This is a genomic window from Telluribacter sp. (assembly GCF_035998675.1).
In the GTDB taxonomy this organism is placed as follows: Bacteria; Bacteroidota; Bacteroidia; order Cytophagales; family Spirosomataceae; genus Telluribacter.
This window is the reverse complement of sequence record NZ_DASYHI010000020.1, coordinates 942,093-968,881: the sequence shown is the minus strand read 5'-3', so window position 1 is coordinate 968,881 and position 26,789 is coordinate 942,093. Positions and strand designations below refer to the sequence as shown.

Below are 26,789 nucleotides of genomic sequence, written 5' to 3'. Positions count from 1 at the left end.
TTCTAGAATGATACATTGAATCCCAACGTTCCGATGCGCTGCATAGGATATTCGATTGCTCCTGACTGAATACTTTCCGGGTCAAGTGGCTTCCTGATCTTAGTAAATTCAAACAGATTCATCCCCGACACGAATACCTGGGCCCGGCTCATTTTGATCTTGTTCAGCAAGCTTAGGGGCAGGTTATAGCTAAGGGTGATGTTTTTGGCCCTCAGGTAGGCGGCACTCTGCAGATACCGCGACTGGGTCTGCAGGTTTTTCTTATCGCTGGTTGAGATATGCGCTGCCGGGAAGTAGGCATTGGGGTTCTCCGGCGTCCAGGTATCGGTGATATAGTAACGCTCGATATGACCGGCATTGTAGGGGAAGAACCAGGTCCAGTTGCCTGAGGTGGGCCAGTGATCCACTTTGCCAATACCCTGGAAGAAGGCCGTCAGCCGGAAGTTTTTATACGCTACGCTGGTATTGATACCGAAGCTATACCGGGGCGTGCTGTTACCAATTATAGTACGATCGCCTGGATCTTCCAGGGTATTCTTACCGGGACTGATAATGCCATCGCCGTTCAGGTCGGCGTATTGTACGTCACCCGGGCGCCAGTTGTTACCTATCCGCGACTGGTCTGGTGCGTTGTCTATCGCATCCTGGGTTTGAAATATACCTACGGTTTTGTACCCCCAGATTTCACCAAGTTTCTGGCCCACATAGTACCGGCTGCCGCTGGGCAGCGCTCCTGACGGATTCTCGAACTTCGTAATGGTTGCCTGCGCGTCGGCAAGGGCCAGGGTTACGTCGTAGCTCCAGTCAGTCTTGATCTTGTCGCGCCAGGTCAGCGATAGCTCCCAGCCTTTGGTACGCAGGTCGGCGGCGTTCTCTTTCGGCGCCGAAGTACCCAGAATGGCCGGATATGATACATTCATAAGCATGTCTCTGGTATCGCGGGTATACACATCAACGGACATATCCAAGCGGCTCTTCAGCATGGTGATGTCAACACCCAGGTTTTTGGAAGTAACAGACTCCCAGGTAAGCGATGGGCTTACCAGTCCGGCGGCTGATACATACGGAATGAAAGCGTTTGAGAACATGTAGGGAGACTGCCCGGTACCCATGGAGGCCACATATGGATAGTAGTTATTGCCCAACAGCTGGTTGCCCAGCGTGCCGTACGAAGCTCTGATTTTCAAATTATCAAGCCAGCTGTTGGTACCAGCCATGAACTGCTCGTTGCTGATCCGCCAGCCCGCTGAGAAAGATGGAAAAAAACCAAAGCGGCTGTCCTGGGGAAAGCGGGAGGTACCATCGTAGCGACCATTGGCTTCCAGCAGGTAGCGGTCGTCGTAGTTATAGGTAAGACGGTAGAATACCCCCCGCAGGGATACGTGTGACTTACTGCCGTCGGCCCGCTGAACACCGGTGGTGGCGTTCAGGTCAGTTACCAGCGGGGTGATTAGCTGGCGGGCCTGAGAATAGACATTCCGGTTGAGGCCGCGCTCCTGGTTGAAACCCACCATTGCCGTAATGTTGTTGCGGCCGAAGGTTGGTAGCGAGTACTCTGCGTAGGCATTCAATACATAGTATTGGTTATAGGTATTGCTGTTCTCGATCCAGTCGTCGCCGCTGAAGCCGTTGCTGACTGGGCTCTTTGCCAGCAGGTCGGTTTCCACAATATCAATCTTGCTTTGTACATCCTGGTACATCTGATTGTAGATGTTGTAGGAGAAGTTGGATACCACCTTGAAGCCGGTGAAAGGTGTCAGTGTAACACCCTGAGTAAGCCAGACGTCGTTACGGGTCCAGGTCTCGCGTCCACCGTCCTGCAGGTAAGGGAAGAAGTTGGTGCCGCCAAAGTACTTGCCAATATACTGCTCATACTGCTCCCGGTCGCCGGGGGTAATGTAGTATTCCAAATCAGGAAACTGCACCGGCATGATAGGATTTACCCGCGCTAGTGAGTTGATGTTTACATCCCAGTTGTAAAAGTGGGGCTTGTCGCTGTTTTGCGAGTTAAAAACTACCTTGTTGTTCAGATTCAGCCACTTGTTGACCTGGAAATCAGCCTTCATCAGAAGGTTATAACGCTTGAAGGTCTCGTTGTTCATGCGCAGATAGCCATCCTTGCTGAATCGTCCCAGGGATACAAAGAATTTCGATTTATCAGATCCGCCCGATATCGAAATGTCCTGCTGGTTGGTAGGGGCAAAGTCGGTCATAATCCGGCTTTGGTAGTTGTTGAAACCATAGTATTGCAGGCGACCATTCACTACACCCCACTCATTAGCCGGAATCGGATTTTCTGAATAGCGCTTGGTAGCGGCCACAAAATCATCATCGTAGGAAGGATTGCCGAACGTGCGAATATTAGCGGCATTACGGGCCGTCACAAACTCGTAAGGGTCTGTGACCACGTCCATATTGAAAATGGGCTTGGCGGCCGAAAACTGCGAGCCAAAGTTTACAGTCACCTTACCGGCCTTGCCACTTTTTGTAGTGACAAGAACTACCCCAAAGGCGGCCCGCGCACCGTAAACGGCAGCAGCGGAAGCATCTTTCAGCACGCTGATACTTTCGATATCATTGGGGTTAATGCGGTTGAGATCCATGGGCACGTTATCAACTAAAATTAGCGGAGAACCTCCATTGATCGACTCATACCCCCGGATGTTGAAGGAAGTGCCCTGTGAAGGATCACCGTTCCGGACACTAACGTTCAGGTTTGGAATCACCCCTTGTAAACCTTCGCCAACGTTGGCGATGGGGCGGTTCTCCAGGCGCTTGCTATCGGCCACGCCCACAGCACCAGTCAGGTTTACCTTTTGCTGGGTACCGTAGCCTACTACTACTACCTCATTAAGTACCTTATCTTCTACCGTCATGGTAACATTGACCGTGCTTTGACTACCCACAAGTACCTCTTTGGATCCATACCCCACAAAGCTGAATACAAGCGCGGTATTGTCATTGGGTACATCGAGCTGAAACCGGCCCTCCGCGTTGGTGGTAGTGCCCCGGGTGGTACCCTTGATCACCACGCTCACGCCCGGCAGTCCCTGACTGGTTTCGTCGGTCACTCTCCCATTGATAACGCGTTTGGGGTCCTCCTTGCTGACCGTCGGCGGAGCTATGGCAGGAAGTTGGGTGCCTCGTTTAAGGATGATAATATTTCCGGACGCCTCGTACCTTAAGTCCAAAGGAATAAGAACGTGGTCAAGTACCTTGGACAGGGGTTCATCCTGGGATAAAACCGATACCTTCCGGCTGGATCTGATCAGTTTTGAACTGAATACAAAGCGTACATCTACCTGCTTTTTCATCTGCGCCAGAATATCCCGGATCTCTGCATTCTGCATCTTTAAGGTAACTTTCTGGCTCAATACAGACTGTGCATCGCCCTCGTGGGCGTAGCCGGTACTTATCATCCATAAAGCTATCATGAGTTGAGTAGCTGTCAGTCTCATAATCCTTCGTACTACCTTGTAGTATTGTACATTTTTTTTCATAATTTTAAATGTTTTGTTAATGTGAGAATTAGCAAAGCAATCCCATCCTCCGATGGAGGTACCTGGTGCCAACCTGTAAGGGATTTTTTAGTAAGAGTCGGTAATGCAGGAACATTGCCGGCTCTTTTATTAAATTAAAGTAGGTTTATATCATATAGTCTGGGTTAGGTTGTAGTACTAGTTAACTCTTGCATCCTTTTCCGTGAATGACAATCTGTCCGTCCAGTATTTCATACTCAGCGTCAATCGCCTTACAGATAATCGTCAGCTTCTGGTAAAGCGACAGACCGTTCAGTTCGGCCGTTAGCGGGCACCCCTGCATCAGCACTTCATCGTATACTATTGTTACTCCGTACGCTTTTTCGAGCCGGGCAAATACGCTGGGAACAGGGGTATCCTCGAACTCAAACCGCATTGCATCAGGCTCGGGAACTACCATGCGGGGCTTTTTTACAAGGCTCTTGTTAATACGTACCTCGTTCCGGGAGTACACTACCCGCTGGTTGGGCGACAGCACTACTCCTTCCAGTTCGCGGCTCGAAGCCTTTTGACGCACTTTCGGATCGGAGCGGGCATATACCGATACCCGTCCCGTTTTGACCTCCACCGTAACCTCATGCGAGGTTTCATAAGCCTGTATTGTAAAGCTGGTGCCCAGTACTTTGGTCACCAGTTCGTTGGCATACACATAGAAGGGGCGGTCACTATCCCTGGCAACGTCAAAAAAGGCCTCACCTGACAGGTGTACTTCTCTTTTCTGATCAGAAAATCGGAGAGGGTAGCTGATCTGACTTCCTTTACCAAGTACTATTGTACTACCGTCGTCCAAACTGACGGTCAGAGGCAAATCGCTGGTGTTAACGGTTCTCGTCAGGTGGGGGGGGGCTTCTGTCATTGTCTCCTGTTCGTGGGGGACAATGAGCGTTAACGGTGTGGAGGGGGTAGAATGGTACAGCAGACCGGCTGCCAGGAGCAGAGAAATGGATGCTGCCGCAAACAACCACCACCGCCGGCGATGAAGCGCAACGGTCTTCCTACTCCGGTTCATGGATTTTGTCCTTTCACCTAGGGCAGCCTTTGTGATGATGGTTTCTACCACCTTCCTGACTTCCTGCTCACCCAGGGATGGCTCCTGTACCCGTAGCGCCAGTATGGCCTCCCTCGCTTCCTGTACACTCTGTTCCTGTTCCGGATGCTCACGCAGCCACTGCGTCCACAGCTGATTGGTTTCACGGGTAGGAGCAACTACCCATTGTCGGAACAATAAGTCCCAGAAAAAATCATCCGCGCTGTAGTTTTCGTACTGATCCATTCAGGCTGGTATGCTTCTGTAATAGGAGAGACAAAAGCTGCCGCGGGATACCAAAAAATTCTAATGTTTTTTTAATCTTATTTTTAAGTATAAAGTCGTAGGATCTTTCAATGAGGTAGCTAAAAGGAAATAAAAGGTTAATAATCAGAGGTTTACATAGGAAGGCCACTGCTTTTTTAACTGCCGGAAAGCCAGCTGAAGAAGATTTGAAACGGTTTGAGGAGTAATGTTCATGATTTCTGAGATCTGCTTCCGGTCCATATCCTGAAAGTACTTCAGGTAAAGTACTTCCTTTTGTCGCTGGGGCATAGCATCCAACAGGGTTTTTATCCGGATGGCCAGAGCCACTGACGACTCCTGCCGGATCAGCCGGTCTTCAATTGAATACTCCACTTCAAAGTGAACATCATTATTACTTTCGGCCGAATGGTCAAATGCAAGTGGACCGGAGGGCTGGCTGCGGTGCATGTGTCGGCGAAGGGAGGCCATCAGGTACGGGCGGGCGACTACTTCGTTGCTGAGGTGAGTACGCCGCTCCCAAAGGTGAAGAAAGAGGTCCTGGATGCAATCTTTTATAAACTCACGGTCTTTGGAAAACTTACTGCCGTAGTAGAAAAGTGGTCGGTAGTGGGTGGCTATTAACTGCTCGTAGGCCTCTGTTTCACCCGCCAAAAACCGTAACCAAAGTGATTCTTCTGTTGAATTAGGGGATACAAGTCCAGACTGCTCCATAAAAGTCGCTGAATAGTACGGATATCAATTTAGCACAAAAAACAGTAGGAATTGCACACTTCCCGGAAAAAGTTTGCAAAAATTCTAAACTGGTACCGGAGCGGGTAGCAGAGTGGCCCTATACAGAACCGCCCCCGTCCCCAATTTAACCATTTATTTCTTGAAGGCGCTGACCTTTTTGTGACTTACGATAGCCTCTTTATGGATGTCGGGCCTCAGGCTCAGCGCCAGCCGATTGCCGAAGTAGTCGCTGATCTATTCCGGACTAAATCATCCGGGTCCAGGACCTCTTCACCTGAACGTATCCGGTACCCTGCGGGCGGATAAGTAACAAATGTTTTGCAGGAACAGAAAAGGGATAATCTGACGGTTGTTCCTTTTTTGCCGTATAGCGTATCAGGTACCTGAGTAGTTTTTTGGGGCAGCGGGCAGCTTTTATCGTAGAAATTTGCACATTATGTATATCAACCGGAACTCATTTGGGTGAGAGTGAGGTAATAGGGTAGGAAACAGGTACCTGTCCGGTGGGTAAAACGGCGGCGCGGGTGACTTTCTCTAGTACTTTATTGCCTGAAATTCGGAAGTACAGCATTCATCATCTTTCATCTATTCTAAACCTTTTGCCAATATGAATACCAAGCGGAGAGACATTCTTAAAATGGCGGGGCTGGCCCTGGCCGGTAGTGCTTTGCCCGTTTCTTTTGTCCGGGCTAACGGAGCATTTGTTCCCAACATAGATACCTTAAAAGTAGGCCTCGTGGGTTGCGGCGGACGGGGTACCGGAGCGGCCAATCAGGCCCTTAAGGCCGACCCCAACGTAGTACTGCACGCCGTGGCGGATATTTTTACGGATAAAATGGAAACTTCCCTCGACAGCCTCCGCAAGGTACACGGCGACCGGGTGAAAGTAGGGGAGGAGCGTAAGTTTATTGGCTTCGACGCCTTCCAGAAACTCCTGGATTCGGGCGTGGACGTGGTCATTCTAGCCACTACGCCGCACTTCCGGCCCGAGCACCTGATGGCGGCTGTAAAGGCTGGAAAGCATATATTCTGTGAGAAACCCGTAGCCGTGGACGCGCCGGGTGTGCGCAAGGTACTGGAAGCTGCCAAACTGGCCAAGCAGAAGAATCTCTCGCTGATGTCGGGCTTCTGCTGGCGCTACCACGAGCCCAAGCGCGCCAGCTTTGCCCGGATTAACGACGGTGCCATCGGTGATATTTCGACGATATATAATACCTACAACACCAGTGGAGTGTGGTCGAAGCCGCGCCAACCCGAATGGACCGACGCTGAAAATCAGTACCGCAACTGGTACTACCAGCACTGGCTGTCGGGCGACCACATTGTAGAACAGGCCGTGCACAGCATTGATATGATGTCGTGGGCGATGGGAGATAAGCTACCCGTGAACGCCATGGGAACCGGCGGTCGGCAGGTACGTACCGACGCGAACTCGGGGAATATCTACGACCACTTCGCCATTACCTACGAATACGAAAATGGCGCAAAAGGCTTTCATTTCTCCCGCCAGCAGGACAACACCGAACGGAGCTACGCCGTGGAAGCACTGGGTACCAAAGGCCGGGCCGTGGTCAACTGCTCGCGCAACTCGCACGAGATTGTGGGCGCTACCAACTGGAAGTACGACGGCCCCAACAACGACATGTACCAGACCGAGCACGACGAACTGTTCGCTTCTATCCGGAAGGGTAAGCCCCTCAACGATGGCGAGTACATGGCGCATAGTACCCTGCTGGCCATTATGGGCCGCATGGCGGCCTATACCGGCAAAAAAATCACGTTTGAGCAGGCGATGAATTCGACCGAGAAACTGGGCCCCGACGTCTACGGATTTAACCTGCCGGTACCCGTTTACGAAGTTGCCCGCCCCGGTATCACTCCTTTTATTTAAGGTTTTTAATGGAAAGAAGAACGTTTCTAAAAAATACGGCGGTGGCAACGGCCGCGGCCCTGGGAACCGGCCTGATGCCCGGAGTAGAGGCCAATGCCTCGGCTCCGGCGGCCCGCCCCATGATTAAGAAGAGCCTGAAGTACGGGATGGTCACCGAGAAGTTGTCGGTTATGGACAAGTTCAAACTCCTGAAAGACCTGGGCTTTGACGGCGTAGAACTGGACTCCCCCAACGACCTGGACCCGAAGGAAATACTGGCGGCCCGCGATAAAACCGGACTGGAACTTCCGGGGGTGGTGAACTCGATGCACTGGAAATCTCCGCTATCGGACCCGGACCCCAAAAAGCGGGAAGCCTGCGTGAAGTCCATGGAAACCGCCCTGCGTGACTGCAAACTGTACGGAGGTACTACCGTACTGCTGGTGCCGGGGGTGGTCAACGATGGGATAACCTACCAGGAGGCCTACCAGCGCTCGCAGGCTGAAATCCGGAAAATGCTGCCGGTGGCCGAGCAAACGGGGATAAAGATTGCGCTGGAAAACGTCTGGAACAACTTCCTGATCAGTCCGTTGGAAGCGGCCCGTTTTGTGGACGAGATCAACCACCCGCTGGTCGGCTGGTACTTTGACGTGGGTAATATCCTGCGGTACGGCTATCCGGTCCACTGGATTGAGGTACTTGATAAGCGTATCATGAAATTGGACATTAAAGAGTATAGTCTGAAAAAGCAGCAGGAAGAAGGCCTGTGGAAAGGCTTTGAAGCAGAACTCATGGAGGGCGACTGCAACTGGCCCGCGGTGAATAAGGCTCTGGGGAAGATCGGGTACTCGGGCTGGGCCTCGGCCGAGGTGAAAGGTGGCGACCGTCAACGCCTCCTGACCATCAGCCAGAAAATGGACGAGGTATTCAAGGCGGGGGTGGTTTAGGGGCGAAAGAATGAAAGAGCGAAAGAGTGGAGGGAAGTGTCGATTTTCAAGGGAAAGACGGTTCGCCGCCCAGCGGATTGTCGACCAGAATAAAAAAATCGACAATCAGCAACTGAAATTCGACAACTCTATTCACCGCTTGGCATCCGCTCAATCACCACTCTCTCAATCAATCATTCATTCACTCATTAGGTACCTCAAGTACCCTGAACTCTACGCGTCGGTTTTGGGCGCGGTTTTCTTCGGTATCGTTGTCCGTTAAGGGGCGGGAGGGGCCGTACCCCTTCGGGACGAGCCGCGAGGAGGCCACCCCTTTACTACGCAGGTAGTTGGCAATGACCCGGGCGCGGTTTTCTGACAAGTACTGGTTAAGCCGGACATTACCTACATTATCGGTATGTCCGGCTATTTCTATTTTCAGGTTTCGGTTTTTTTTCAGGGCGGCCACCAGTTGGTCCAGTTGCGGGTAGGATTCGCTGCGGAGTACGTAGCTGCTCTGGTCAAAGTACACGCGGTCGAGCCGGATGGTTTCGCCCGCTTTCAGGTTGTCGAACCGGGCTTCGGCTACCTCCGCTATGGGCGCTTTCTTCTGAATATCCGGAGCCAGAAATATCCAGAAACTATACTGATTGTTGAGGGAGGTCAGGGTATCTACCCAGTGCGACTCGCGGCGCGGCTGGTACCCGGGGGCCGACACCAGTAGCAGCAGCGAATCGGTTACAGCAAATAAAAGCTTAATTTCCAGCTCAGCGGTGGTACTTAGGCGGCGGGTCTGGCGACCGGTTTTTTGTTCCCGAAGCAGGAACTGGGCCGGAATGGGTTGCAGGGTGGCTAAATCGAACGCTTTCAGGGATACAGTAGCTGTGCCGGAAGAATCCATAGCAACGCTTTGCCGGGCAACGTCTTGCCCGGAAAGGCGTTTCCCGGCAAGACGTTGCCCGGCAACCACCCAGGGAGCAAAAAGTACCAGTAAAGCAGAGAATAGAACAGCTATCGGCATCCTCCCCATAGTTCTTACTACTAATTTGAATTCAATTTCAACCACTTTCCTCCTTTCAACCCTTCCTCCTTTTCTCCTTTACAATTTAATGCGCTTCCAGCCAGTTGGCACCCACACCGATACCCGTTTCCATCTTGACCGCCAGCGGAATGGCGTTACGCATGAGCTCTTCCACATTTTGTCGGAGTACTTCTATTTCGTCACGGTGCGCGTCAAAGACCAATTCGTCATGTACCTGCAGAATCATGCGCGAGCGGAGTTTTTCCTTTCGGATAAAATCATGAATGTTAATCATAGCCAGCTTGATCATATCCGCCGCCGAGCCCTGAATAGGCGCGTTAATGGCGTTTCGTTCGGCGAAGCTGCGGTTGGTCTGGTTGCGGGAGTTGATATCAGACAGGTACCGGCGACGCCCCAGTATGGTTTCGGCGTATTCGCACTCCCGGGCTTTCTGCACCATGCGGTCCATGTACTCTTTTACGGCCGGGAACTCTTCGAAGTAAGCCATAATAATGCTGGCGGCTTCACCCCTTGGAATACCCAGACGCTGGGCCAAACCAAAGGCCGAAATACCGTAAATGATTCCAAAGTTGACCATTTTGGCCCGTCGGCGCATTTCGGAGGTGACTTCATCCAACCCGACTTTGAATACCTTACTTGCCGTAGTGGCGTGAATATCGCGCCCCTGATTAAAGGCTTCGATCATACTTTCGTCTCCACTGAAGGCCGCCATAATCCGGAGTTCAATTTGCGAATAGTCGGCCGATAAAATCTGAAAGTCGTCGTTGTGCGGGATAAACGCCTTCCGGATTTCCCGGCCCCGAACGGTACGGATGGGGATGTTCTGCAGGTTGGGGTTGGTGGAGCTGAGGCGGCCGGTGGCCGTTACGGCCTGGTTATATGACGTATGGATACGACCGGTACGGGAATTGATCAGCGTGGGCAGGGCGTCCACGTAGGTAGACTTCAGCTTCTGAATTTCGCGGTGGTCCAGGATCTTGCGGGCTATTTCGTGTTCATTTTCCAGGTCCGACAGGATTTCCTCGCCCGTGGCATACTGTCCGGTTTTGGTTTTCTTTGGATTTTTGATCAGCTGCATTTTATCAAAAAGTACCTCCCCGAGTTGCTTCGGCGAACTGAGGTTAAACTCCTGTCCGGCTATGGTAAATATTTCCTTTTCCAGTACTTTCAAATCGGTTTCCAGCAGGCCCGACATCTCCCGCAGCGCATTCATATCCACCCGCACTCCTTCACATTCCATGGATACCAGTACGTTGACCAGGGGCATTTCTACGCCTTCAAACAGCTTCGTCGCCTGTACTTTTTCCAGCTCCGGCATCAGGTACCGGTGCAGCTGGAGCGTAACATCGGCGTCTTCCCCGGCGTATTCGGCGATTTGCTCGACGGGTACATCGCGCATGTTTCCCTGTTTGGCACCTTTCTTGCCAATGAGGGTTTCAATCGTGACCGGATCGTAGTTGAGGTACGTATTAGCCATCAGGTCCATCCCGTGCCGCTTTTCGGGTTCCAGCAGGTAGTGGGCCAGCATGGTATCCTGAAGCTTTCCTTTGACCTCCATCCCGTAGCTGCGAAGTACCAGCAGGTCGTACTTGAGGTTCTGGCCAATCTTGCTGATGTTTTCGTTTTCCAGTACCTCCCGGAAATCGCCCAGTACTTCGGAGGCTTCGGTGCGGTCGGCGGGGAAGGGAACGTAAAAAGCCTCGCCCGGCAGGTAGGAGATAGCCAGCCCCACCAGTTCGGCCGCCAGGGCATCCAAGGAGGTAGTTTCGGTATCGAAGCAAAACTCCGTTTGCTGGCTGAGGTAGTAGGCCAGACTCTGGCGCAGCTCGGGTGTATCAACCAAATGGTAGCGGTGGGCGGTGGTGGCCAGGGTTTTTTTTGGCAATCGCTCTGTTTCAATATCTGCTTCAGCCAGGGCAGGAGCAGGGGTGCCCTCTCTCTTTCCGGCTTCGAACAAATCCAGTTGTCCTTTAGCCCCAACAGCCGTTTTGGGAGCCATAGTCCGGAGGGGCTCGTCACCCAGTACCCGGTCGCGGAGTGTTCTGAATTCAAGTTCTTCAAACAACTCCACTATTTCATCGCGGGCGGGCGGACAGCACGAAAGATCCTCCGGATCAAAGGCAATGGGTACGTTGATATCAATGGTAGCCAGCTGCTTGCACAACAGCGCCTGCTCGGCGTGTTCCTTTATTTTCTCCCCGATTTTGCCCTTGATCTGGTCCGCGTTTGCTACCAGGTTTTCGACAGTACCAAATTCCTGAATGAGCTTCTTCGCGGTTTTTTCGCCCACGCCCGGTACCCCCGGTATGTTGTCCACGGTGTCGCCCATCAGGCCCAGTATATCCGTCACCTGTTCAATGCGCTCAATCTCCCAGCGGTCCAGTACCTCCTGTACGCCCAGTTTCTCGTTGCCTTTGCCCATAAAGGCGGGTCTATAAATATAAATATGCTCCTCCACGAGCTGACCAAAGTCTTTGTCGGGGGTCATCATGAATACCTCAAAGTCCTGCCGGGCGGCCTGCTTGGCAATGGTCCCGATGACGTCGTCGGCCTCGTAGCCATCGAGCAGCAGCAGCGGGATATTCATGGCTTTGATGAGCTTTTTGACGTAGGGAATGGCAATGGAAAGATCCTCCGGCATGGCCTCGCGCTGGGCCTTGTAAGCCTCAAACTGCACGTGGCGGAAAGTAGGCTTAGGCGTGTCGAAGGCTACGCCGATGTGGGTAGGTTTTTCTTTCTGAAGTACTTCCAGCAGGGTATTTGTAAAACCGAATACGGCGCTGGTATTAAGGCCTTTGGAGGTAATACGCGGATTTTTTATAAAGGCGAAGTGGGCCCGGTAAATGAGCGCCATCGCGTCCAGCAGAAACAGCTTTTGGGTAGGTTGCGGCATTGGGTAGTTTTGGGTTATATTCCTCAAAGATAACGCCTCCGGGGGAAAGATAAACAGTACCTTTCGAGAAGGTTTGGGGCGGGGCCTGGACATGGTGTTGGGCCTGACCGGGCTAAATATGGAACATTTTTTGCTTATGTGTTGCCAAATCAGGATATTCGGGGCATTTTACAGCTATTATTGATTTAATTATATGAAAAAACTAAGATTATTGACCAGGTTTATTGCCGTGGCGGCCCTGGTTACCTGGATGGGTGCCTGTGAAGGGCCAGCCGGACCAGCCGGGCCCCAGGGGCCAGCCGGACCGCAGGGCGGTACCGGTGCCGCCGGACCGGCCGGTGCCACGGGTACCGCCAACGTTATTTATTCCAGCTGGGCACCCGCCTCTACCTGGGGTACCTGGACCAAAATCAACATCAACGGCCGGGAAAGGTACTATATTGACATAGCAGCCGCGCCGCTTTCCCAAAGCATCATTGACCAGGGAGCTGTACTGGTCTACATGAAACACCCGACGGATAACAACCAGGCCCGCCAGCTGCCCGTGTCCGTTATTGCGCAGTTTACCGAAGAACTCGTTGATTATTCTTTGCCGCAGGTAGGTAGAATCCGGCTCTGGTCTACCCCGATCGGCGGACCGGTAGTACCTACCCTTAACTACCAGTTTCGTTACGTACTTATTCCGGGCGGACAGGCCGCGCGCCTGAATCTGGAAGGGCTTACCTACGAAGAAGCCAAAGCCCGGTTCAATCTCCCGGACTAAGTCGGCTCTTTTATTTTATTAATCATATCAAAAGGCAGCCCTATCGAAAGGCTGCCTTTGGTTTTTTGAAGTAAGCGATCAAGAAGTAGTTTTCGCCTCTGTCAAAGCCGGGCTATTTTCCCTCGGATTTGTGGGGGAAAGAGAGGAGAGAACTGGCGGACAAGGCCCAAAAGTACCGTTGGATAAAATTAAAGTACAATTCGACGGTTTACCTTTCCTTTTCTTGCTGGTATTCCGGATATTGAAGGTATTCTAATTCCACTCCTCCTATCTGATGATTCCCCAGCAAAAAATCCTGCGTGTTTTTAAACTAATTAGTATACTGGCCCAGCGTCCCGGTCGCACCCTTTCGCAACTGGCCGTTTACCTGGAAGTTGAAGAACGTACCGTCCGGCGGTACCTCCATCTGCTCGAAGAGATTGGCTACTTCGTGGATCAGGACCCGGTTACGGGCCGATACTTTCTTTTTGAAGCTGACCCCCGGCAGCGGGGTACTTTCACCCAGGAGGAGTCGTCGCTGATCCGGCAGCTACTGGCTGCCATACCAACGGAACATCCCCTGCGGGACTCTATTCACAAGAAGGTATACGTGACCTCTGAACTGGTACCCCTGGCGCAGGACCTGCTCGATATTCACCACGGCCGTATGGTAGAAAGACTCGCCCGCGCCATCCGGGACGAAAAGCAGGTACAACTGGTCAGGTACCACTCCACCAACAGTACTTCCCAAACCGACCGCCTCGTGGAGCCGCTGGCCTTTACCGACAACTACACCCTGCTCCGTGCTTACGAGCCCGCATCGGGTATTGTCAAGAGCTTCAAGATCCAGCGCATCGAAGAGGTACTTCTGCTCCTAACCCCAATTACCTACCAGGACGGAGTCCCTCCCTCGGATATTTTCGGCTTTACCGACGAGGCCCCTTCCACCGTCAAGCTCGGTCTGAGTACCCGCGCGTATCGCCTGCTCATTGAAGACTACCCCGCCGCGCGCCCCTTCACCCTGCCCCAGACCGACGAACGTTTTCCCTACCGCCTCGAAGCCGAAATGCGGAGTGAGGTGGGTATAGGTAGGTTTATATTGGGTATACCGGGGGAGGTAGTGGTGGAGGAAACCCAAAAGCTTCGGGAGTACCTGCGCCAACGGGTGGGTCAGTTTGTGCTGTGACACAAGTTGTCAAACTTATTTTTGAATATTGTTTCACCCAAAACAGAAGAAGCAAAGTACTTGATTCATATGCGATTCAGACTATACCTCAAACCCCTCCGTGACGGACAGCAGCTCCTGTTTAACTACCAGTACCCGCTGCAAAGCTGGCTGTACGGGCTGCTGCGCAACGCCGACGAAACCTACGCCACCTTCCTGCACCAGACTGGCTATACCGTCCTGAATCGCCGCAAGAGTTTCAAGCACTTTACGTTCTCGGCCCTTCAGATACCCCGCACCGAAAAAATAAAGCCCGGCGATACCTATATGGTACTCCGTTCCGACCTGCTGACGCTGGTGGTTTCTTTTTACGTAGACCAGGCGGCCGAAAATTTTATAGTAGGGCTTTTCCAGAACCAGCGGCTGAGCCTCTTTAACCGCGACCACCGCGCCGACTTCGTGGTGGAGCGGGTCGAGACGCTGCCCGACCGGATAGAAGGTGCCGGAAATCAAACCCTCCGCCTGCAAACCCTTTCGCCGCTGGTAGTATCCGAAAAAGAAAACGGCCTGGACCAGTACCTGGCCCCTACCGACGAAGCCTTCGGGCGGCTGCTAGCCCTGAACCTGGTGGACAAGTACCGTTCGGTAGCACCGGATAGGCTGCCCGAAATGGATGCCTACCTGGCCGAACGCCTCGTGCAGTTCCGGCTACTACCCGAGCAAAACAGGATCAAAGTCCGGAAAATGAAGATAAAGGAGAATAAAGAAGCCGAAACCAAGGTAGTAGGCTACCACAATTTCCACTTCGAACTCATCGCCCCGCCCGAGCTGCTGGAAGTCGGCTACTTCGGCGGACTGGGCCGCTACAACGCCATGGGCTGCGGCTGCGTGGAGGTAGTGGAGGAGCGGAGTGGGTGAGTGTAATGAACTGCTTAAAATGTCAATTGTAAAGTTTCAATTCCAGAAAGGTACTGTTGATTATGAATAATTTAGTATATTTGTATCGAACTGATGTGTTTGGTTGCTTACACAACTCATCTCATGATGGGGGTTGCCAGTATTGGCACGGGGGCAATGGGATGCATCAGTTTTTTTGTGTCCTTACAAATTCAAAGGCGGCTTCATATTGTCAAGGCGCAGCAAGTTGTTGGTGCTATTGTATTCATTGGGCAGTTCTCCGTACAAATCCAATACATTGCCGGACAGAAATTCAACGGTATTCCAAAAGTGAAGTTCCCCCTTCAAAAGGTACCGTTGAAGTGCCCATAAAAAGTAATCCACTACACATAATTCAGGCATTTGTTTACTGGGTTCTATGCTGCACGTATAGTGTATCGTTTGCCCGAAAAACCCTTGTTTCTGTGCATCGCTTTCAATGGCACGTTCGACTGAATCAGTTAGTTGATGAAGCGTTGTTTTGGCTCTGCTTGCCAGATAAATGGCATACTGCTCTTCTACCCGCAGTTTTCCATGCAAGAGGTGCGACACCAAATCGAAGTAAAACTCAGAGGGATTGTTATTATGCTTCCGATTGAATATTTGCAGGTCTTTACGCCCTATAACCGCATGAAATCGGAGGTCTGCTGAACTGAGCGTTCCAAGCATCTCAAAAAACCTTGATCGTACGTCGGGATGATCAGTCCGGGAATGAAAAAACCAATCGGGCCGTGCCACAGAGTAGATGCTATTCAGGCGAGAATCGCTCAGAACCAAGGAATGCAGAGACGTAACGGCTTCGTACAAGGCCTTTCGGTCGGAGGTTTCAACCATTCCCAGGATGAGCAAAGGCTGAAACCCCTGAGTACCTACCAGTAGTTTTTTGCGATGCCCATAAAACTCTGGGTCCCCACTTTCATCGATAAAGAGGGCTGTTTGCTTGGGCATGGGTTGAACAAGTATGAAATGAAAGCTTCCTGAGTACAATTAAAAACACACGATCCAATAAAACATTACACTTTCAATTCTCATGGAAGCGCACAAATAAAGCCAGGAAATTTGGAAAAATCAAGGTATTGGTATATTTTTCGTAAAGTTTTCTCAAACACTTTCAAATTAAACATTACATGGGAATATGAGGATACACTTATCAATAAGTAAAAGTACAAGCGGACTATTACCTTTTGATTATCAGCGTTTTTTAGTTGGCGCATTTCACAAATGGGTAGGAGAAAATGTAATCCACAATGATGTGTCACTGTACTCTTTGTCTTGGCTGATAGGAGGAAAGGCAACTAAAAATGGTCTCCACTTCTCAGATGGAGCGTCCTGGTTCATCAGTTCCGTTGATGAAGAAATGATTCGCAAACTGCTCAAAGGCATCATCAATGATCCAGACTTTGCTTTTGGCATGCAGGTGGCGGAGGTTAATCTGCAAGAAACACCTGAATTTGGCGAAGAGCGGCGCTTCCTGGTAAACAGTCCGATTCTGGTGAAAAAGCAATTAGACGGTCAACAAAAGCACCTGAGTTATGAAGACAGTGAATCTGATTCTGTCATGACGGCAGTGTTGCAATCCAAACTCCAAAAGTTTGGCATAGAGAGTCAAGGCGTAGAGGTGCAATTTGACCGAACCTACGGAGGGGCTAGACAAAAACTCGTGACCTACCGTGGAATAGGTAATCGGGCAAATGTGTGTCCGATAATAGTCAGGGGCACGCCTGAACAGGTAGCTTTTGCCTGGAATGTGGGCATTGGGCATTCAACGGGTATCGGTTTCGGAGCATTAATCTAACTATACATCTATGTTATATGTAGTCAAATATTCCGGACACTTCGGCTTTATCAAGCCTTGGACCGCTGTTCGTGATAGTGAAACGTTTAGCCAGCAGTTTTTGACGCCTTCTATGGTAGAGGGAATCGAGAAAAAGCTCTTTCCAGAACTCCTATCAGAAAAAGGAATTCACAAGATTGTACGCCATAAACTTACCTATGCGGGTATTAGCCGCCAACAGGAGAAGACTCAAACTTTGGGATGGGAGTACAAAAAGCAGCAAAAAATGCTCCAACGTCCGCAGTCAATACTTGTCCGGGGCGTTCTTCTTTATCCAGACTTATACCTAGCTTTTCATTCTTTGGTAGATGCCGAACAGGCAGCAACGCAGCACATATGTCTCTGTCGGAACGAAGATATTCTTTGGCCATTAGATGTAATTCAGGAATACTCACCAGAAGGTTTCGACGCATTAGAAGGCTTTGAACTTCAATTTGGGAATGGAGATGGGGCATTTTTGGTTGGTTATAACCGCTTCGATGGAGAAACCATGTACGGTAGTATCAAAGTTTCACCCAACCCATTGAAGAGCCATGGGTTATGACCATTTATTAGCCAAAAGCAAGCAAAACGGCGGTACCAGTCTTACGGCGCACTTAGAGCATGTAGCCATAGCAGCGGAAGCAATAGCTAATGCCTTTGGCATTGATAAGAAGCTCCTGCGTCAATCAGCATTGCTACATGATATTGGGAAAGCCAGTACCATCTTTCAACAACGCCTCAGTCAGAAACAAAAAGACCCGACTCAGCTACCATTCCGACACGAATTGGCTTCTTTGTGTTTTCTACCGTTGGTTGACAAGACATATTGGGAAGATTTAGCAGAACTTATCGTAGCGCATCACAAATCCATCAAGAAAGATGCAAGAGCAAAAGGGATTTTGGATCTGCATGATGAGTTTGAAGCCGATGATGAGGAAGGAGTTGTATTTGAAATGCATACCAAAAACTGGGAAAGTTGGTCTGCTGATGCCGTTGAGTTACTTGCTAGCTTTGGAGATTTTATGCCAAGATCAATTTCTCTAAACGAAGCGCAGGAAGCTTATGACTTTGCCCATTCCTATTCCCAGAGAAAACACAAAGAGTTAGGATGGTCAGAGCTGAGAGGAGCCCTGATGGCAGCAGATGAGTTTGCATCAGCGGCGATCGAGGAAACTGAGGTACAGATAAAAAAGTCATTTCGTACGCCTCTTTTACAGTTCTATTCACGAACAAGTCCCCTTCATCAACTATCGCAAAAGCCATCTCATGATCCACGATTACATACTTTAGTTACTGCCCCCACAGGTGCGGGAAAAACGGACTACCTGATCAGACGTTGCCGGGGGCGCTTCTTCTATACCCTACCGTTCCAAGCCTCTATCAATGCCATGTACCGCCGGATTAAGAAGGATCTGGCAGATGATAATCCGGACCTTGATATTCGCCTGCTGCACGGTGCTTCCAAAGTGGTATTGAGTCAGGATGGGAAAACCTACGAAGAAAGGCTGATCCAGGATAAAGTAGGGGCAGCTATCAAGGTACTTACTCCTCATCAACTTGCCGGAATGGTATTTGGTATCCGGGGCTATGAAGCCTTGATGCTTGACTTGCGGAGCTGTGACATCATCCTTGATGAAATACACACCTACACAGATGTCACCAAAGCCATTGTCCTCAAAATCGTCGAGATGCTCGTGCATCTTGGATGTCGGGTACACATCGGTACTGCCACCATGCCGCAGCTACTCTATGATCAGCTACTAGACCTGATGGGCGGTAAAGAAAAAGTACTTGAGGTAGCCTTGACAGAAGCCGAACTCAATTCATTTGACCGTCACCAGGTGCATAAAATACCCGATTGGGATACTGCACTTCCTATCATCGAAAAGGGGGTGGCTCAAAATCAGAAGATTCTGATCGTATGCAATCAGGTTCAACGGGCGCAGGAAATATATCAGCTATTGAAAGATGTTCCCAAGTACGAGCATACCCCTATGATGCTAATACACAGTCGTTTTATGCGGAGCCACCGGGCACAGAAAGAGCATGACTTGAAGGAAGTTTTCAACGAGATGCAGGAAGCCTGTATAGTAGTATCCACGCAGGTAGTGGAGGTAAGCCTGGATATTTCATTTGACCTAATGATCACCGAAGCCGCTCCGTTGGATGCACTCGTACAGCGATTCGGTCGAATCAATCGTAAGCGAAGCCTGGAAACCATTGGCACCTATAAGCCTGTGTATGTTCTTCGCCCGCCCAATGATGAAAAAGCCGCATTGCCTTACAAGCTAGACATTCTGACAAAAAGTTACGATGCTTTGCCGGATGGCGAGGTGTTGCACGAGCGAAAACTGCAATCGAAGATTGACTCTGTGTTTACAGAGATAGGGAGCCCCGAAATAGATGAACATACGATTTTTTCGGAAGGTAGATTCAAAATCAGAAAGCTCACCCATCACAAGAAGTCAGTCTTTCTCGAGATGCTTGATATTGATTCTGTAACCTGCATTCTGGAAGGAGAAGTAACAAAATACCAAAGCCTGGGTTCAGAGGCACGAATTGAGCTTGAAATTCCGGTTAGCTTTAAGTCCATAGCTTTTCGAAAACTAAAACGCCTGGAACAGGTGGGCTCTCGGCCCTTTGTCGTACCCGATACAGCCTACACCTATGAATGCGGATTAGAAATAGCTGAATGCATTCCAGATAACTATAAATCCTTTGAAATACTATGATAGCCGCTGCCATCGGAAGAACATTTTTAGACGCCTACAACAACCGTCAGATGCAACAAGGTGGAAGCATCTACGATGCCGCAGGTTTCTTCGAGCATGTATTCTTCCCGCACTTTTATAATCATGAAAAATACATGCAGTGGGTACTTAACTCACCCTTTGACCAATTATCCAAACAGAAAAAGCATTCTGATCAACAATACCGATTCGAGAACCTAGGAAAGTTTAAAGCGGCTCTATCTAACTCCAAACCTCACGCAGGTATTGCAGTAGGCTTTCCGGCAGGTAACAAGCTGGATAGTAAAGGTGAACGGGTCGTCGAGTTTGCTACGACTTCCAGTCAAGTCTCAACGCTAGATGTACCGATAGATACCGAAACGATGTACCTGTCGTGGATTGGTGGTGGACTTGGCATTGGGGTGCAGGGAGGATTATGTATTTTCTTCAACGAGCCTGATATTCTGCTGATGCTCTTCGATGGATGGAAACTCTATCGTGAAAGTTACCTCAACAAAATATCAAAGCTGAAAGGCAGCCAGATAGAAACCTGGAATGGACAATGGATTGCTCATCGGCTGGACGAGGATTTTCTCCCGGAAGAACCACTACTTGATTTTGCTCCTATTGAAAAAGGAGGCGAAAAGTTGGAAACTCAATCTTGGGTAAAAGTTGCCGTTGGATTAGCTATGAATTTTCCGAATAGTCAGTTATTGGGCTATGTATACAGCTATGGGCAGACTAACCGCTCCATTGGATTTATCCCATTTGTATTACCCCAAATAAAAAAACCACTTACGCTTTATCGTAGGCTATTTGACACAGAAGCCAAGTTGAGTCAAACGAAACTGGAAGAGTTGTTTGGAACAGAGTACGGCTTCTTGAAGGCCTGTGAAATGGGAGTGATTGGCTTAAAGGCAATGGAGCCAAAAGGAATAAGAGCTTATTTGGGTTTTGAGGGTGAGGCGAAGCTACCTAAGTATTCCAAGAATGAAGATTCTCAACCATTACATTTTAGTATTTACATAACATGGATAATAGCTATGCTTAACAACGAAGAACTATGGACTAAGGCCGAAGAGTACGCCCAGGCTCTAATTAAGTACGAAGAAGGGGCAGGTAAGGCCAAAAAAGACCGAACTAATGATGTTACGAGTTTTCTGAAAGTCTCCTTTCCAAGGCCACTTATGGATGCACTCACTACTATTGCCGAAAAGGCCGAAGAACGAGACTCCCTGCTCGAACTTGGTAAGGCTATTCATTTCCTGCCCAAGGACAATGTGCCTTACTTCATGACACTTATTCGATTTCGTTACGCATTTCTAAAAAAATAATAAACAAACTATCAATATGAATCCTTACATCTATCTCCGAGGCCTTCGTCGCGCCGACCACACTGTGTTTGTTGTTCAGGATGGACAAAAGACCTACCGTGACCCCATGTACCCTCGCGTCTCATTACCGTATTCAAGCGGACAGCAGGTAAAAAGATCTATTCTGGAAGGAATGACCGCCCAGCTTGGAGAAAAACAATCTCCAACCACTTTCGTCTTCAATGTCAATACCAGCAATCAATTAGGTGAGGGAGAGGTACTTTCTGTTTGTGATCCGGCTTTCGCTGATCAACTCATTGGAGGCTGGATGAGCGCTGTGCAGGGGGGAGAAAGTAGAACTATCAAGCGTAGAAGCCCATTGTCTATCTCAGCGATGAGGCCTCTGCACCCATTATTAGCATCGGCCAATGATCGGGAAAACCTGACTTTTGACCGAAGTGACAAACCCGGTATCCATAAAGTGGTTGTTCGTAATTCTAATGGGGAAATTCTCACAGACGAACAAGTTGTTTCATTTCTGGAAGGTACGGACAGGAGCCTTCGTCGTAAATGGATACCAGATAACAGACGTGCTACCGGTCTGTTTGTTTATGATATTGCCATTGATTTGAGAACCTTATTTTCAGTATCAACAAATGAATTTGAACCAGAGCTGGCAAAAGCTACTAAGGAACGCTTAAAATCAGAAGGTTGGCTAGAAAGTGAAAATGCCTTTGGTCCTTGCTTGCTATGTCCCAAAGAACGACGTGAAGAAATCATTCCCGCCCTGGCGCATGCTCTCATTAACTGGCGGATAACCACCAACCAGGCAAGAACGTATAGCCCTCAGGAAACACTAGCCGTAGCCATTAGTGACAACGCTAATCGAATAGCAGGTACTATTAGGGCAAAACTGAACGAAGAAGATGAAAATAAAGCCAGGCCAATAGTAGATGAAAATATACCTGATACAGACGTATTTGTTACCCTGGCTTGTGCTGGATACATAGCTGTACATTCAGAAAGCTACGACGCACTTGATAAAGCAGAGGCAAAGCTTACGGAGTTGATGCTGGCTTTCGACTATGAAAACCAACTCGCTAAGTAGTCTGACTCATGCTCGCGCCCATCCTCACCCTCTCCGAAACTGAAATAGCAAAGCTATTCTATCTGAATTCGCGTTCGGAGATTGGCTCCGAGGTAGAGAAAATGAAATTCGCCAACGGGGTAAATGGGCTGGTAGTTAGGTTTATCAGAGTGGATTTCAATGAGGAATTGGATGCTGGTCATGGAACATTCGTCTGGAATTGGCTTCCAGCAATTTAACAAAAAGATCAGAGAACAATGGCTGGCTGAGTTTGAGGCCAGCCTCAGCCAACTCTACGAAGCAGGATTTGTATTTCGCGGCTGGGGAGAAGCCTATGATTCCATACGATTAACAGAACAGGGTTTACGCCTGATTGAGGTAGGGCCTTCGGCTATACGACTGAATGTGGGTGATGTGATTTTCGAGAAATACGTAAAAATGAAAAGGAGGAAATAGCTCGATTCAGGGGCTATTTCCTCAATTGAAACCTTATGAACATCAACGCCACCCTGCTCAATTACTACCTGTTATGCCACCGGAAAATGTGGCTGCACGCGCACGCCATCCGGATGGAACATACCTCCGACGTGGTGTACGAGGGCAAGCTAATTGGCGAGACCACCTACCCGCAGCGGGCGGAGCGGTACCAGGAAGTGGAGGTGTCGGTGGAGCGGCCGGAGGGGGCACTGACGGCCAAGATTGACTTTTATGACCCACAGGCGGGGGTGGTACACGAGGTGAAGAAGTCGGCGGCGCGGGAGCTGGCCCACGTGGCGCAGGTGCAGTTTTATTTGTACGTGCTGCGCCGCAACGGCGTGCGGGCCGAGTACGGCATTATTGAGTACCCCAGGCTGCGGCAAACCGAGCGGGTAGAGCTGGACGCTGAAGGCGAGCGGCAGGTAGAGCGCTGGATAGGGGAGGTAGAGGCCCTGCTGAAACAAGAGCAGTGCCCGCCGCTGCTGCCGAAGTCGAAGTGTAAGGCGTGCAGCTATTTTGACTTTTGCTGGACTTCGGAACCGGACCGGGATTTAGGGGATTGAAGGATTGCCGGGATTTGGATGGGTAATAGCTTGATTATTAGTTTGAATTTTTGGAAAGAGCTTTATTAAAAGACTGAAATATGGCGGTTAATGAAGGAGAGTTTAAACATGGTGCGTTGACGCGAAAAATAATCGGGTGCGCGATGGAAGTACACAAGGCCCTTGGCAATGGCTTTCCGCCGGGCCGCCGTTGCGGAAGTGGTTTATCAAAGGGCGCTAGCCGTGGAATTGGCCAATCAGGGAGTTCATTTCGTGCGCGAACAGGAGAGGCGGGTGTTTTACAAAGAGGTAGAGGTGGGGATAAGGCGGGTAGATTTCTTCGTAGAAAATCAGGTATTGGTTGAATTAAAAGCACAAATAGAAATGACAGTTATGCACCTGGCCCAGACCCTGAACTACCTCGAAGCCTTTCAACTGGAAGTAGGGTTATTGATCAACTTTGGCAGCCGATCCCTCGAATTCAAAAGAGTCCTAAACAAAAAACACAAAGCCCCCTAAACCTTACCAACTAAACAAAATCCAGGTAATCCTAAAATCCAGAAGAATCCCGGTCTAATCCAGGTAATCCCAGAATCCCACCGAATCCAGGTCTGATGAAGAAAAGCTACTACCTCTTTAACCCCGGCCGCCTGAGCCGCCACGACAATACCCTCTGTTTCACGCCCGTAGACGAGGAGGGGCGCGAGGGGCAGGCCCGGCATATCCCCATTACGGGTGTGGACAACCTCTACTGCTTCGGCAGCCTCGACGCTAACAGCGCCCTCTTTAATTTTCTGGGGAAGAACCAGGTAGCAGTGCATTTTTTTGACTACTACGAGCACTATACGGGCTCATTTATGCCGAAGGAGTACCTGCTGGCCGGTAAAATGCAGGTAGAGCAGACCCGCTTCTACCTCTCGCCCAAAAAAAGGCAGGAATTAGCCCGGCTGCTGGTGGAGGGGGCGGCTTTTAATATGTGCAAAAACCTGAAATACTACCAGAACCGCGACCGCGACGTAGCCCGGCCCCTGGAACGGATCGGCCAGTACATGACGCTGATTCCGACGGCCACCCGCATTGACGAACTGATGGGCATTGAGGGGAATATCCGGCAGGCGTACTACGATTCGTTCGAAACGATTATTACTGATTTTGAAATGGGCGGACGCAGCAAACAGCCGCCCCGCAACGAAATTAACACCTTGATTTCGTTCGGGAACATGCTCTGCTACACCGTTTGTCTGGACCAGATTTACCACACGCAGCTCAACCCCACTATCAGTTTCCTGCACGAGCCGGGGGCACGGCGGTACTCGCTGGCCCTGGACCTGGCCGAAATATTCAAGCCTTTGCTCGTAGACCGTACCATATTTAGTATGCTCAACAAGCGGCAGATTCAGGCGTCGGACTTCCGAAAGGAAATTAACAGCTGTACGCTCAAAGACGGAGCGCGAAAAGTATTTGTGCAGGCGTTTGAGGAACGGTTGAAAGAAACTTTCAAGCACCGCAGCCTGGGCCGAAATGTGAGCTACAAGCACCTCGTCAAGCTGGAATGCTACAAGCTGAGTAAGCACCTGCTGGGCATGGAAACCTACCGGCCTTTCCGGATGCTGTGGTGAGCGAATGAGTGAAAGAGTGTGGAGTTTATGAGTGGAAGCCTGACTTGGCAGAATGAGCATAAAAAGGCTAACGCCTAATGATCTAACAACCTAACAGCTATGTACGTAATACTGGTGTATGATATGGGGGAGAAACGGGTGGGAAAGATGCTCAAGCACTGCCGCAAGTACCTCAATTGGATCCAGAATTCGGTGTTTGAGGGGGAGATTACGGAGGTAAAGCTGAAAGAAATGGTTCTGGGAGCGCGGGGTATTATGCGGGAAGAGGAGGATAGTTTGATTATATTTAAAAGTCGGGACGAACGGTGGCTTGACAAGGAGGTGATAGGGCAGGAGCGGATGAGTACCGATAACTTTCTGTGAGGTCGTCGTCGTCGAAGTCCCTTTCCTAACGTTCGTTGACGTATTGTGTAAAGTCAAAAGTCGGGGTTTAGACATTTAACTAGTTGAAAGTCAGCAGTCGTCGAAGGCCAGGCAAAATCGTACCACTGGCCTTCGACGATTTTTCTTTATAAATACCACTTAAAAAAGTGCTTTCTTTGCCCCATAAAGCCGTTTTTCAAAACGGCCTTCAATAGTACCTTACTGGAATTGAAATTAGGATGGGGTTCTGAGAAAAGCAGATTTTTTCGGGACCTTCAATAGTACCTTACTGGAATTGAAATTTTGCTGGTTGATGCAGAGCCTGAGTCCCAACCGCCTTCAATAGTACCTTACTGGAATTGAAATCTCGGTCAGGGCCAGAAACCGCCGCAGCTCCTCACCCTTCAATAGTACCTTACTGGAATTGAAATGAAGAAGGCCGACATAGCGACGGCGGCCATAACAGGCCCTTCAATAGTACCTTACTGGAATTGAAATAATACACAGCAGTATCGGTTGCCAATAGTTATACTCCCCCTTCAATAGTACCTTACTGGAATTGAAATTGTGAAGTAGCCGTACCCGAAACGGTAGCCGCCGAACCTTCAATAGTACCTTACTGGAATTGAAATAGAATAAAACAAGTTAGTTTTGATAACATTAAAGCTGCCCTTCAATAGTACCTTACTGGAATTGAAATATTACGGTACGTTACCAGGCAGTATAGTTTTACGGTCCTTCAATAGTACCTTACTGGAATTGAAATAAACCACTGCCGCTGATACGGATGGCGGCGATCTCCTTCAATAGTACCTTACTGGAATTGAAATTATAAATCCCCTCGGGGGTAAAGGGAGCGGGGTTGCCTTCAATAGTACCTTACTGGAATTGAAATCAGGCCGACGGGCTGCTTCCACCGACCGACTGGGTCCTTCAATAGTACCTTACTGGAATTGAAATATGGTGCTGCTGCCAGTGGTGGCTCATCTACCCGCACCTTCAATAGTACCTTACTGGAATTGAAATGCAGGAGCATACCGTACCTACTTTTTACCAGTGGACTCCTTCAATAGTACCTTACTGGAATTGAAATTGAACCGACAGGCTCGGGAGGAGCTGATCGTACTGGCTGCCTTCAATAGTACCTTACTGGAATTGAAATCCAGCAACCGAACCAACGCAATGAGCTTTAATTTACCTTCAATAGTACCTTACTGGAATTGAAATACACATCCACTATTAATGTCAATAATTCTACCATACCTTCAATAGTACCTTACTGGAATTGAAATATTAAGAGCCGGGAAAGCCGACACCGCCCGCGTAGCCTTCAATAGTACCTTACTGGAATTGAAATTTGCATCCACAAAATCTTTATTATCCAACGTGCGTACACCTTCAATAGTACCTTACTGGAATTGAAATAAGTGTGTTTCAGGTGAGGCCATTGCAAAAATATTCCTTCAATAGTACCTTACTGGAATTGAAATCCTTGTACCGGGCCAATACCTGGCGCTTTAAAGACCCCTTCAATAGTACCTTACTGGAATTGAAATCTCACAATCCAGATTGAACACCTTAGCCATTTCGGCCCTTCAATAGTACCTTACTGGAATTGAAATTCGTCTGTCAGGAATTTACCAAGACGCTGCGCATCCCTTCAATAGTACCTTACTGGAATTGAAATTTCGAGATGGAGAGCTT

The 26,789-nt window shown here is 49.6% G+C and carries 21 protein-coding genes and 1 CRISPR repeat array (1 of these 22 only partly in view); of the genes, 15 read left to right on the top strand and 6 right to left on the bottom strand.

What is annotated here, in order from left to right:
* Nucleotides 1–2 precede the first annotated feature (2 nt).
* The 3 genes from VGN67_RS18295 to VGN67_RS18285 all read right to left on the bottom strand — a co-directional run bounded on the left by VGN67_RS18295 (nucleotide 3) and on the right by VGN67_RS18285 (nucleotide 5,544).
* Nucleotides 3–3,500: a TonB-dependent receptor gene (locus VGN67_RS18295; RefSeq protein ID WP_327488305.1), complete on the bottom strand. Its 3,498-nt coding sequence runs from the start codon at nucleotides 3,498–3,500 to the stop codon at nucleotides 3–5.
* Between the two features lie 181 nt (nucleotides 3,501–3,681).
* Nucleotides 3,682–4,812: a FecR family protein gene (locus VGN67_RS18290; RefSeq protein WP_327488303.1), complete on the bottom strand. Its 1,131-nt coding sequence runs from the start codon at nucleotides 4,810–4,812 to the stop codon at nucleotides 3,682–3,684.
* Between the two features lie 144 nt (nucleotides 4,813–4,956).
* The gene (locus VGN67_RS18285; RefSeq protein WP_327488302.1) at nucleotides 4,957–5,544 is read right to left on the bottom strand and encodes a sigma-70 family RNA polymerase sigma factor; all 588 of its coding nucleotides are present in this window, start codon (nucleotides 5,542–5,544) and stop codon (nucleotides 4,957–4,959) included.
* A gap of 628 nt (nucleotides 5,545–6,172) precedes the next feature.
* Between VGN67_RS18285 and VGN67_RS18280 the strand changes: the two genes are divergently transcribed.
* Entirely contained in the window at nucleotides 6,173–7,456 is a 1,284-nt protein-coding gene (locus VGN67_RS18280; protein WP_327488301.1) for a Gfo/Idh/MocA family oxidoreductase, read from the top strand.
* An 8-nt stretch (nucleotides 7,457–7,464) separates the two neighbouring features.
* Nucleotides 7,465–8,382, top strand: a complete 918-nt coding sequence (locus VGN67_RS18275) for a TIM barrel protein (protein WP_327488300.1) — start codon at nucleotides 7,465–7,467, stop codon at nucleotides 8,380–8,382.
* 181 nt (nucleotides 8,383–8,563) lie between these two features.
* Here VGN67_RS18275 and VGN67_RS18270 read toward each other — a convergent pair whose 3' ends face one another.
* Complete coding sequence (locus VGN67_RS18270; protein WP_327488299.1) at nucleotides 8,564–9,382, bottom strand: OmpA family protein; 819 nt, start codon at nucleotides 9,380–9,382, stop codon at nucleotides 8,564–8,566.
* Nucleotides 9,383–9,467: 85 nt separating this feature from the next.
* A complete protein-coding gene (gene polA, locus VGN67_RS18265) occupies nucleotides 9,468–12,296 on the bottom strand; it encodes a DNA polymerase I (RefSeq protein ID WP_327488298.1) in 2,829 nt (942 codons plus the stop codon).
* A gap of 193 nt (nucleotides 12,297–12,489) precedes the next feature.
* On the opposite strand from polA, the gene VGN67_RS18260 reads away from it, so the two are divergent.
* From VGN67_RS18260 to cas6 (VGN67_RS18250), 3 genes are all read left to right on the top strand, one after another.
* Complete coding sequence (locus VGN67_RS18260; RefSeq protein ID WP_327488297.1) at nucleotides 12,490–13,059, top strand: hypothetical protein; 570 nt, start codon at nucleotides 12,490–12,492, stop codon at nucleotides 13,057–13,059.
* A gap of 274 nt (nucleotides 13,060–13,333) precedes the next feature.
* The gene (locus VGN67_RS18255) at nucleotides 13,334–14,224 is read left to right on the top strand and encodes a helix-turn-helix transcriptional regulator (protein WP_327488296.1); all 891 of its coding nucleotides are present in this window, start codon (nucleotides 13,334–13,336) and stop codon (nucleotides 14,222–14,224) included.
* A gap of 69 nt (nucleotides 14,225–14,293) precedes the next feature.
* Complete coding sequence (gene cas6 / locus VGN67_RS18250; RefSeq protein ID WP_327488295.1) at nucleotides 14,294–15,121, top strand: CRISPR-associated endoribonuclease Cas6; 828 nt, start codon at nucleotides 14,294–14,296, stop codon at nucleotides 15,119–15,121.
* Between the two features lie 183 nt (nucleotides 15,122–15,304).
* On the opposite strand, the gene VGN67_RS18245 is transcribed toward cas6 (VGN67_RS18250), so the two are convergent.
* Nucleotides 15,305–16,087: a DUF3800 domain-containing protein gene (locus tag VGN67_RS18245; protein WP_327488294.1), complete on the bottom strand. Its 783-nt coding sequence runs from the start codon at nucleotides 16,085–16,087 to the stop codon at nucleotides 15,305–15,307.
* Nucleotides 16,088–16,274: 187 nt separating this feature from the next.
* Between VGN67_RS18245 and cas6 (VGN67_RS18240) the strand changes: the two genes are divergently transcribed.
* The 10 genes from cas6 (VGN67_RS18240) to cas2 all read left to right on the top strand — a co-directional run bounded on the left by cas6 (VGN67_RS18240) (nucleotide 16,275) and on the right by cas2 (nucleotide 25,085).
* The gene (gene cas6 / locus VGN67_RS18240; protein ID WP_327488293.1) at nucleotides 16,275–16,934 is read left to right on the top strand and encodes a CRISPR-associated endoribonuclease Cas6; all 660 of its coding nucleotides are present in this window, start codon (nucleotides 16,275–16,277) and stop codon (nucleotides 16,932–16,934) included.
* 10 nt (nucleotides 16,935–16,944) lie between these two features.
* Nucleotides 16,945–17,517: a hypothetical protein gene (locus tag VGN67_RS18235; RefSeq protein WP_327488292.1), complete on the top strand. Its 573-nt coding sequence runs from the start codon at nucleotides 16,945–16,947 to the stop codon at nucleotides 17,515–17,517.
* Nucleotides 17,507–19,687: a CRISPR-associated helicase Cas3' gene (gene cas3, locus VGN67_RS18230; RefSeq protein ID WP_327488291.1), complete on the top strand. Its 2,181-nt coding sequence runs from the start codon at nucleotides 17,507–17,509 to the stop codon at nucleotides 19,685–19,687. Before VGN67_RS18235 ends, cas3 begins: the two co-directional genes overlap by 11 nt.
* Complete coding sequence (locus tag VGN67_RS18225) at nucleotides 19,684–21,018, top strand: hypothetical protein (protein ID WP_327488289.1); 1,335 nt, start codon at nucleotides 19,684–19,686, stop codon at nucleotides 21,016–21,018. Before cas3 ends, VGN67_RS18225 begins: the two co-directional genes overlap by 4 nt.
* Before the next feature lie 16 nt (nucleotides 21,019–21,034).
* A complete protein-coding gene (locus VGN67_RS18220) occupies nucleotides 21,035–22,105 on the top strand; it encodes a CRISPR-associated protein Cas7 (protein WP_327488288.1) in 1,071 nt (356 codons plus the stop codon).
* Between the two features lie 159 nt (nucleotides 22,106–22,264).
* Nucleotides 22,265–22,540: a hypothetical protein gene (locus VGN67_RS18215; protein ID WP_327488287.1), complete on the top strand. Its 276-nt coding sequence runs from the start codon at nucleotides 22,265–22,267 to the stop codon at nucleotides 22,538–22,540.
* 35 nt (nucleotides 22,541–22,575) lie between these two features.
* Nucleotides 22,576–23,124, top strand: coding sequence for a CRISPR-associated protein Cas4 (gene cas4 / locus VGN67_RS18210; protein ID WP_327488286.1), 549 nt, complete (start codon nucleotides 22,576–22,578; stop codon nucleotides 23,122–23,124).
* Between the two features lie 168 nt (nucleotides 23,125–23,292).
* A complete protein-coding gene (locus tag VGN67_RS18205; protein WP_327488285.1) occupies nucleotides 23,293–23,622 on the top strand; it encodes a GxxExxY protein in 330 nt (109 codons plus the stop codon).
* A 95-nt stretch (nucleotides 23,623–23,717) separates the two neighbouring features.
* Nucleotides 23,718–24,722 (top strand): type I-B CRISPR-associated endonuclease Cas1b, encoded by a 1,005-nt coding sequence (cas1b, locus tag VGN67_RS18200; RefSeq protein WP_327488284.1) that lies wholly within the window; start codon nucleotides 23,718–23,720, stop codon nucleotides 24,720–24,722.
* Between the two features lie 99 nt (nucleotides 24,723–24,821).
* Nucleotides 24,822–25,085, top strand: coding sequence for a CRISPR-associated endonuclease Cas2 (gene cas2, locus VGN67_RS18195; protein ID WP_327488282.1), 264 nt, complete (start codon nucleotides 24,822–24,824; stop codon nucleotides 25,083–25,085).
* Between the two features lie 205 nt (nucleotides 25,086–25,290).
* Nucleotides 25,291–26,789: direct repeats of the CRISPR family, unit length 30 nt; unit sequence CCTTCAATAGTACCTTACTGGAATTGAAAT; it runs 3,628 nt beyond the window's last position.

What these genes read in the sequence shown, in the direction of transcription:
- VGN67_RS18295 (WP_327488305.1), bottom strand. Translation starts at nt 3,500, where the DNA reads ATGAAAAAAAATGTACAATACTACAAGGTAGTACGAAGGATTATGAGA.
- VGN67_RS18290 (WP_327488303.1), bottom strand. Translation starts at nt 4,812, where the DNA reads ATGGATCAGTACGAAAACTACAGCGCGGATGATTTTTTCTGGGACTTA.
- VGN67_RS18285 (WP_327488302.1), bottom strand. Translation starts at nt 5,544, where the DNA reads ATGGAGCAGTCTGGACTTGTATCCCCTAATTCAACAGAAGAATCACTT.
- VGN67_RS18280 (WP_327488301.1), top strand. Translation starts at nt 6,173, where the DNA reads ATGAATACCAAGCGGAGAGACATTCTTAAAATGGCGGGGCTGGCCCTG.
- VGN67_RS18275 (WP_327488300.1), top strand. Translation starts at nt 7,465, where the DNA reads ATGGAAAGAAGAACGTTTCTAAAAAATACGGCGGTGGCAACGGCCGCG.
- VGN67_RS18270 (WP_327488299.1), bottom strand. Translation starts at nt 9,382, where the DNA reads ATGCCGATAGCTGTTCTATTCTCTGCTTTACTGGTACTTTTTGCTCCC.
- polA (WP_327488298.1), bottom strand. Translation starts at nt 12,296, where the DNA reads ATGCCGCAACCTACCCAAAAGCTGTTTCTGCTGGACGCGATGGCGCTC.
- VGN67_RS18260 (WP_327488297.1), top strand. Translation starts at nt 12,490, where the DNA reads ATGAAAAAACTAAGATTATTGACCAGGTTTATTGCCGTGGCGGCCCTG.
- VGN67_RS18255 (WP_327488296.1), top strand. Translation starts at nt 13,334, where the DNA reads ATGATTCCCCAGCAAAAAATCCTGCGTGTTTTTAAACTAATTAGTATA.
- cas6 (WP_327488295.1), top strand. Translation starts at nt 14,294, where the DNA reads ATGCGATTCAGACTATACCTCAAACCCCTCCGTGACGGACAGCAGCTC.
- VGN67_RS18245 (WP_327488294.1), bottom strand. Translation starts at nt 16,087, where the DNA reads ATGCCCAAGCAAACAGCCCTCTTTATCGATGAAAGTGGGGACCCAGAG.
- cas6 (WP_327488293.1), top strand. Translation starts at nt 16,275, where the DNA reads ATGAGGATACACTTATCAATAAGTAAAAGTACAAGCGGACTATTACCT.
- VGN67_RS18235 (WP_327488292.1), top strand. Translation starts at nt 16,945, where the DNA reads ATGTTATATGTAGTCAAATATTCCGGACACTTCGGCTTTATCAAGCCT.
- cas3 (WP_327488291.1), top strand. Translation starts at nt 17,507, where the DNA reads ATGGGTTATGACCATTTATTAGCCAAAAGCAAGCAAAACGGCGGTACC.
- VGN67_RS18225 (WP_327488289.1), top strand. Translation starts at nt 19,684, where the DNA reads ATGATAGCCGCTGCCATCGGAAGAACATTTTTAGACGCCTACAACAAC.
- VGN67_RS18220 (WP_327488288.1), top strand. Translation starts at nt 21,035, where the DNA reads ATGAATCCTTACATCTATCTCCGAGGCCTTCGTCGCGCCGACCACACT.
- VGN67_RS18215 (WP_327488287.1), top strand. Translation starts at nt 22,265, where the DNA reads ATGAGGAATTGGATGCTGGTCATGGAACATTCGTCTGGAATTGGCTTC.
- cas4 (WP_327488286.1), top strand. Translation starts at nt 22,576, where the DNA reads ATGAACATCAACGCCACCCTGCTCAATTACTACCTGTTATGCCACCGG.
- VGN67_RS18205 (WP_327488285.1), top strand. Translation starts at nt 23,293, where the DNA reads ATGGCTTTCCGCCGGGCCGCCGTTGCGGAAGTGGTTTATCAAAGGGCG.
- cas1b (WP_327488284.1), top strand. Translation starts at nt 23,718, where the DNA reads ATGAAGAAAAGCTACTACCTCTTTAACCCCGGCCGCCTGAGCCGCCAC.
- cas2 (WP_327488282.1), top strand. Translation starts at nt 24,822, where the DNA reads ATGTACGTAATACTGGTGTATGATATGGGGGAGAAACGGGTGGGAAAG.